A 7,665-nucleotide genomic window follows, 5' to 3' on the forward strand; every position below is an offset into this window, starting at 1 on the left:
GGCGGACCGGTTGGAGTGGTCGCGGCCGGGGTCAGGCGACAGCGATGCAGCGGCGAGCGGCCGCGAGGGCGCGTCTGCGGTCTGGGCCATCAAGGATGACCTTGTCGGTCATCTCGGTCAGGCGGGAGGCGACGCGATCGCCGATGTACTGACGCAGGTCGGCCATGCCGAGGTTGGTGGTCACCAGGGTCGGGAGCATCTCGTTGTAGCGGCGGTTGATCAGCCGCATCGTGATCTCCTCGGTCCACTCGCTGCTCTTGGCCGCGCCGAGGTCGTCGATGATCAGCAGCGGGCAGCGGGCCAGGTCCGTCAACTCCCGCTCGCCATCGTGGCCGGAGCGGGGCCGCAGCTCCGCGTACAGGTCGGCAGCTGTGGTGGCCTTCCAGCGCAGCCGGACACCGGCGAGGAGCAGAGACCGGACCGCGCCGTACGCCTGGTGGGTCTTGCCGGTGCCGGTGGTGCCGACGATCAGCAGCGAGCGGCCCTGGGCGATGCCCGGAGCTCCCTTGGGCCCGGGGCGGCCTGCTTGGGCGACCTCGTGGACCCAGGCGGCGACCGCGGGGTGGTCGGCGACGGCATCCTGGTAGCGGGCCGGGATGCGAGCCTGCGCCGCCTGCAGGGCGGGCACAGGCTCGACCGGGTCGGTGAGCTGGGCAGCCGGGTCGATGCCCCGGGAGGTGAGGATGTGGGCCAGGCGGCGGGCTATGCCGCCGACGGGCTGGGTGTCGTGGTCGCGCATCACAGCTCCTCGGCGTAGGCGGCGGCAGGGTCAGCGGGGTTGGCCCAGGCCCGGTGACCGGGCACGTTAGGCCGCGATCCCGTCCCGGCCAAACCAGCGGGCGTCGCGTTCATGGCCTCGTGGACGAGGCTCGGCAGCGTGCTCGGGTGAAGGCCCTTGGCACGGTGGCGGGCGAGTCCGGCGCGGATGTGGGTAGGGGCGATGCCCTCGGCGAGGAGCTTGGCGGTCTCGCGCCCGAGGTGCCCCAGTACGCCACTGGGCGGCCGGTGAGCGCAGCCGGCGACGTACTCGTCCATGAACTGCTTGGTTGAGACGGTCTCTGGTGCGGGGGCGCTCGCGCCCCCAGAAGAAGTAGTTCCTAGATCCAGGTTCCTAGGTCCTAGATCCGGACCGTGAGGACTCACGGAGGGCTCACTGCGTTCTCCGTGCGGGCTCGGCGAGAGCTCACCGAATTCGCTCTGACCTGCAGTGTTCTGGCTTCCGGAGGGTTCATGCGAAGTGCGTGAGCACTCAGTGAGTCCTCCGTGAACATTCGTCGAGACCGCACTGACGGCTCCCTGAGCGTTCGGTGTGCCGGGGGCGGATTGTTCACTGTCGTGCTGCGGACAGGCGGGGTGGCGGACGCCGCTCGGGCGGTTGATCTTCTGGTGCTGGCGCCAGGTGACGATGTGCAGGTAGCGCTTGCCGTCGCCGCCTGCGTAACGGCAGATCAGCTGGGCAGCGGCGAGCTGGGTCAGGTCTTCCTCGACATCGACAGGACCATGTTCGGGGCGCAGAGACCACAGCAGGCCAGCCAGGACTGCGGGCTGGTCACGGAAGCGCCCGTGATCGTCGGCCTGGGTGAGCAGACCGAAGAACGTCCGCTCGGCGGTGAGGGAGACGGCAGCGAGGGACTCAGAGGCGAAAGCCTCGGGTTTGATGGTGCGAATCCTGGCCACGGTCAACGGCCCCCGCCCGCTGCGGCATATGCCCCGGTAGCGGTCCGGAGAATGCCGGTGGCCAAGTCGAGGTCGTATGCCTCGTCCCGGATCAGGTCCGGGTGGGCTCGGATCACCCAGCGCGCAGCAGTCATGCCCTGAACTCGGTTGAGCGCTACGAGCAGCCCCTGTGCGTCGTACGCGCGGGCGTAGGGGCTCGGCCAGCTGCGCCCGGGCTCGCGCTGCGAGACGCGGAGGGTACGGGCCCCCGGAATCATGTCCGCGATAACAGCGGCCAGGCAGCGCTGGTGAATTCCAGCACGGGGTGCAACGGCCTTGGCGGCTCGGGCGGCGGGCGCCCTTCCGTCTCGGGACTCGGGCATGCAACAATTCCTCACTCGTAGGTGGGGTGGGACGGCCGTTCTCGTCGAAAAGGTCAGCCGACCCGCCCCGGTTATGAATCCGCCCTCTTCGGGGTGGCGGGATCGGCGCCCGGAAGCTGCTCGCTTCCGGGCGCCCACTTCATTCCCCCCTGAGACTTGGGGACTTGATGCTCGGCGTTACAACTGAGTCCCCTTCTCATGTGCGCCCGGATTCGGCGGTTTCGCCGAGGGACCAGCAACATATGTGCAGCGCTCCCAACACTCCAGCGCGCAGCGGACACTGAACCATTCCGACGCCAACTCGACATATTCCACTCGCCGATAGAAAAGACCACTCCGTGCGACTGGCGGAAACGTCCGGGGCGCAGGGCCGACCGGCGTTCCCACCCCCGGCCAGAGCTGACCGTCACTGGCGACCGGCGTCCTTCGCAGTGGCATCACCCTCAGGCGGGTAAGGAAGCAGGAGCCCGATCGCACCCTCCCCCGCAGCGCTACGCTCGGAATACTGGTCTCGGAACGCCCCACAACAATGCGGATCGACGCGAAGATCTGGAGATGGCTCACCTTCTGACGACGGGGCGAGTCACCCTGACGGCATGACAGAACTTGAGTGAGGCTTCCATCACAGCGCGGAGAGTGGCACCATCCCGCCCCGCTGTAAACGAGCACCGCGGGCCGGCCCCTTCGTTTCAAACGGCACAAAGCTGACTCCTCCCCTGGCAAAAGTCGGGCCAGCCCGATTGCCAGACCGATCCGTACAGGGATTTAAGCGAGGCATTAGCCACCAGTCAACGTGACAATGCGCAAGATCCGGCGCGCGCTGAACGGAAATCCCAACGCCCTTCAGAGGGGACGCAAGTACATCAACTCACCCTGCCAGACACTGAACTGATGGAGAGTCCCCACACAGCGAAACACCAACCCCCCTCCTTCGCGCCCGCCGATAAGCCGAATAAAAAGCGACCGGCAATTTTTTGCCGCTCGCCATAAGCGGCAAAAAATTGCCGGTCGCTATGCCCGAATCGAGACCATAAGTGCCACCTCACCCAGAGATTGAAGTTGAAGCATCAAATGAACCCCCAATTAGATCGTGACCTGGCCCACATTTTCACTCCTATCGATCTTGAAAGCGCGGCAAGATCAAATTCGAGTTCCGTATCGTCGATGCATGGAATACCTCCAGGAGAGGGGCGGCCGACGACCTCCCCCTTTTCTGCTGCCCCGGAAAGGGGCGCGGTGGCCCTGGATGCAGGCAACAAAGCACGGAGGATGCGATGGGCACGGGACCCGCTGGCAGCGGACCCGAGCAGGGCGGCACCGAGCCGCTCTCCGGTGAAAGGGCTGAAACACCGGCCGACCGGGAGGGCACGCGACCGCTCACCCCAGCGCAGTTGATGGGCCTGGCCGGGCTTCTTCGGGCCTGGAGAGCTGTCGCCAGTGAACGGCTCGGCCAGCAGATCACCCAGCAGGACGTCGCAGACGCCTGCGCACGCTCTGTGCGCTGGTACCGCGATCTGGAATCCGGCGCCACGACGCGGTTGAGCCGCGAGCAGTGCGAGGCCATCGGGAAGCTGTTCACCCTTGGGCGCGACGAGCTCCAGGCCCTGCTCCTGTACAGCATGGGTGGCGCAGTCGCTGCCGTTCCGGCTCCGGCTTTCGATACGCCTACCCGCCGTGCGGTGCAGGCGCTCCTCGACCAACAGCCGAATCCGACCTGGCTGCTCGACTCGAAGTGGAACATCGTCGGCTACAACGACCCGATGAAGACCTGGTGCCCGTGGGTTATGGATCCGGGCGCCAACCTGATGCGGTGGTCGCTGCTCAGCGACGAGGCGAAAACGGTCTTCGTGGACTGGAACAAGCACGCCCTCGAATGGCTTGCGATGCTGCGCTTCTCCGTACTGCAGCATCCGCAGGATGCCGAAATCGGTGCCCTTGTCGCCGAGATCATCAACGGAGACGCCTACCTTCGGCGGCTGTGGGAAGAGCGCTGCGACGTCACCGAGGCGCGGGAAGCCTTCTACTACCGGGTGTCCCTCCCGGCCCACAATTTCGAGATCGTCGAACTGGAGTCTCAGACGCTCTTCCCGGCCGCCTTGCCGGACTGCCGGATGGTCATCATGACCTGGCTGCACGCCGACAACTCCAAGACACAGGCCGCAGAGACCTCCGGCCGCGTCCCGGAAAGCCGAGAGCTGTCAGGCCGGTCGAACGGTCAGCTCCCCGGGCAGATCAGCGTCGCCACGGCCGCCGAGGCCGCCTCGTACGCGGGCGAGAGTGCCGTAGCCCTGCCGATCCTCAGTGAACTCATGGGACACGGCTGCCGGCTGACCTACGGCCCCTCGACCCGCACCGTCATCTGGGCCACCCGGCAGGACGATGGCCGCTGGGACGTCGCCGAGGTCAACCCCTACACCGTCATCGTCCGCATGCCGCAGGCGATCCACGTCAAGGGCGCCTCCGAGGAGTACAAACTGCTCACTCGGGCCCTGCTGCCGATCGACTCCAACGACGCGGTGCAGCGCGTCCAAGAGATGACCGCTCAGCTGCGGCGGCGCATCGAGGTGCTGGAAGAAATCCATCGCGACGAGTGGGAGACCAACCGCGAACGAGTCCCCTACACATGGCACCCGGTCGACGAGCTCTAGATGACCACTGCGGCCCCCGCGCACGTCGGGGGCCGCGTACCGCCCGAGGCTCCGGTAGGCGACTCCGGCCACGGCTGCTGGACACAAGCAAGCACCGGAGATCCGCCCGCACCGAGCGTGGGGACCGTGGCAGGACGGGCTGCGTCGGCGGACGGGCCAAGGTACCCCGGCCAAACGCGTCGGCACCGAGCGCTGCGCACCGCCTGTCGCCCGACGTGAGTGAATGGCGACTGTGCGCAACACTCGTTCGGTCGGTCCCTTCGCCACTCCACCCATTGCAGGATCGCGCCACCCCGATGGATGGCTCAGCGCCCTATGCCCAACCCGGGCAGGGTCAGCACTCCTCGGTCCGCGCAGCTGACATCGTCCAGGCCGAGGTCCTGGGGAGAGCGCGCTCCACGAAATCGCAACTCGGCGACCGCCAACCGCGCCGCTGCCGCAGCGCTCTCCCACCCTGGCTTCGCGAAATTCGTCTCCCACCACCCCATGAGAGGCACCTCCCAGCCCCGACCCTCCATCTCCTCCGGCGGAGTGCCGCCGGGCACGCCGCGGTCGTCGACGAGCACCACCAGGCCCTCGGTACGCCCGCAGAGCAGTCCCACAGCGCGGTCATCGTCAGCCCTGTTGACGATGTTGAACGCGGCTGCGTCACCCCCCACCTGCGCGGGCAACTGCTCACCCCACGCACGCAGCAGGCTCTCCAGCGCCTCCTCCAGCCGCTCCCAGTCCGGCGCCACATAGCCCGCGGGGACGACCTCGGGTGGGCTGCCGGGACCAGAGCGGTAGAGCTGCCACAGATACGGCAGGCTGCTGGCATACGACACCTGATCAGGACCGTCACCCACACCACGCCCGAACCGGGCGAGCTCGTCCTGCTCCAACCTCGCTGTACGGTGCGCGGACAACTGCAAGCCCTCAACGCCCTGGTCCAGCAGAAGCGTCCGTCCCTTGGTCCGCCAGCGGATGCTGGGGCCGTAGGCGCCTCCGCCGTACAGCGTCGGCGGGCCTATCCGTTCAACCACCGCTTCTAGTACCTCGCGCGCGGCATCGGTGCACTGCGTCGACGCCATCGGTCCAGCTCGGCATTCACGCACCGTGATGGGCAAGCGCCCGAAATCACTTTGCGTAGGGCGTCGATGTAGGCGCTCTGCTATGTCGCTCGCTTCCCTCACACCCGAGGCACCCATATATCCACTTTGCCCGAAAAGGCACGCTTAGCAACGCAGCGGTGCTTCATCATGCGGCAGCCGACCGCCCCATCGGGTGGCTCTCAGCGACGCCTCCTGCACTCAATCGAGAGGTACCGACCTGGGCCGCGTTCCGCTCGGGCGTGAGGGCGAGTCCCCCTCGGTCGGAAACACGATCCGGCCGGAGCCTCCGGCTCGCACGGCTCCCCTGGTGCGGATGAAGCCGTTGGTCCAGGCACCGTCCCTGGCATTCGCCGAGAACGCCATGCTCGAGGCGCCGGTGTGATCTCGTAGGGGCAGGCGCTCTGCAAACGGAAGCTCACAAACTGCGAGGTCGACCTGTATCGGGAGCTCGCTCAACGGAGCCTGGACCTCGCGTACGGCCGTTGGCGAGGAACAGTGCCAATGGACCTGCGGGCAGGAGGAAGCGACCTTCCGCGGCTGCAGCGATAGCGTCGCCCATGGGCCACCAGGAGAGTTTGAAGTCGACCTCCGTCGAGGTCAGCTCCTGCGGTCCGAAGGTCAGTTCTTGGGCCTCGAAGAGATGCACACGCGCCGTCGAGTCGAGCGAGATGGCGTACGAGCCGAGCCTCCGCCACGACTCGGCCATGATGCCGGCCTCCTCGCGCAGCTCGCGGCGTGCGCACTCCTCGTCGGTCTCGCCGGGCTCCTTGCGGCCGCCGGGCAGGAAGAGGTATTCGCCGCCGTGGCGGGGGAAGTCGGCGCTCAGGAGCGCCACCTGGTCGTCGACGTCGCGTGCCACCACAACAGAGGCGTCACGGGCCGGTCCGCGGGCTGGGATGTCGTCGCTCATCCCTGGCGAGGGTAGCGGTCATGACCGCACCATCGCCGCGAACGGCACATTCATGACCACAGGGTGAGCGATCCCGCGCCCATGGAAACCGTCGTCTCCGAAAGCGTCACTGTGGTCGGCGCACATGATGATCAACCACCGCTGCTTCGTGGTGAGGCTGGTGATCAGGCGCCCGAGGTGCTCGTCGGCGTAGGCGAGCGCTGCACACTGGGACGCGAAGGTGTCTCGGCTGTGACCGAGGTAGTGGCCGTGGGGGACGGTGAGTGGCCGAGACGTTGACGAAGAGGTACAGCGGGCGGCCGTGGTACTTCTCGGCGATCTCCAGGGCCTGGTCGGCCTAGTGACGCGTGGAGTTCATCTCCGGGGAGCAGAATTCGGGCCGCCAATGGTTCTCGTCGAACATGTCGGGCAGTACGGAGCCGAGTGGCGTCTCACGCGAGAAGTAGGTGACGCCGCCGATGCAGGCACTGCGATAGCCATGCTCGGCGAGGCCGTTGAGGAGGTTCGATGATTCGAGGACGAGGGTTTCCTTCGCGGCGGTCTTGAAGGCCGGCGGGCCGCACTCCCACAGGCGAGGCGGCTGCTCCGGCTGCGGGAGCTTGGGCAGGAATCCGGAGAAGAACGCCATGTGCGCAGGGAGAGTGAAGCTGCCGGGGGTGTGCCGACGCTCCCAGCTCCCTTCAGGCAGCAAGTTCGCCGAGTGTGGCGTCAGTCCTTCGTCCAGGGCAGTGCGGGCCACGTCATACCGGAGCGAGTCCAGGGTGATGAACAGGATGCTGGTACCGGTCCGGATGATCTCAGCTGCGTCGATCACGAGTGCCCCTCCCACTTAGTCAACCGGTGATGCCAGGGCTCGATGGTCCCCCTGGCCTGGGCGTTGCCCCGGAGCAGGTCACCGAGTACCCCAACCCCATGGAGCTGAGCGAGGAGTTGCAGGATCAGCTGGGCGACGTGAGCCGGTGGAAGCCGGCCGGATC

General features: G+C 67.0%; 6 protein-coding genes. 1 reads left to right on the forward strand and 5 read right to left on the reverse strand.

The window, feature by feature from the left end:
* Positions 1–31 precede the first annotated feature (31 nt).
* Both ACZ5XZ_RS20220 and ACZ5XZ_RS20225 read right to left on the reverse strand, forming a co-directional pair.
* Positions 32–739, reverse strand: a complete 708-nt coding sequence (locus ACZ5XZ_RS20220) for an ATP-binding protein (RefSeq protein WP_468979820.1) — start codon at positions 737–739, stop codon at positions 32–34.
* Positions 739–1,677: a hypothetical protein gene (locus ACZ5XZ_RS20225; RefSeq protein WP_468979823.1), complete on the reverse strand. Its 939-nt coding sequence runs from the start codon at positions 1,675–1,677 to the stop codon at positions 739–741. Before ACZ5XZ_RS20225 ends, ACZ5XZ_RS20220 begins: the two co-directional genes overlap by 1 nt.
* 1,636 nt (positions 1,678–3,313) lie before the next feature.
* Between ACZ5XZ_RS20225 and ACZ5XZ_RS20230 the strand changes: the two genes are divergently transcribed.
* A complete protein-coding gene (locus ACZ5XZ_RS20230; protein WP_468979824.1) occupies positions 3,314–4,687 on the forward strand; it encodes a helix-turn-helix transcriptional regulator in 1,374 nt (457 codons plus the stop codon).
* 305 nt (positions 4,688–4,992) lie between these two features.
* On the opposite strand, the gene ACZ5XZ_RS20235 is transcribed toward ACZ5XZ_RS20230, so the two are convergent.
* The 3 genes from ACZ5XZ_RS20235 to ACZ5XZ_RS20245 all read right to left on the reverse strand — a co-directional run bounded on the left by ACZ5XZ_RS20235 (position 4,993) and on the right by ACZ5XZ_RS20245 (position 7,502).
* A complete protein-coding gene (locus ACZ5XZ_RS20235) occupies positions 4,993–5,757 on the reverse strand; it encodes a hypothetical protein (protein WP_468979825.1) in 765 nt (254 codons plus the stop codon).
* Positions 5,758–6,193: 436 nt separating this feature from the next.
* The gene (locus ACZ5XZ_RS20240) at positions 6,194–6,688 is read right to left on the reverse strand and encodes an NUDIX hydrolase (protein WP_468979827.1); all 495 of its coding nucleotides are present in this window, start codon (positions 6,686–6,688) and stop codon (positions 6,194–6,196) included.
* Positions 6,689–7,025: 337 nt separating this feature from the next.
* Positions 7,026–7,502 (reverse strand): hypothetical protein, encoded by a 477-nt coding sequence (locus ACZ5XZ_RS20245; protein ID WP_468979829.1) that lies wholly within the window; start codon positions 7,500–7,502, stop codon positions 7,026–7,028.
* Between the last annotated feature and the right edge of the window lie 163 nt (positions 7,503–7,665).

Source organism: Streptomyces sp. NPDC033270, from assembly GCF_055576575.1.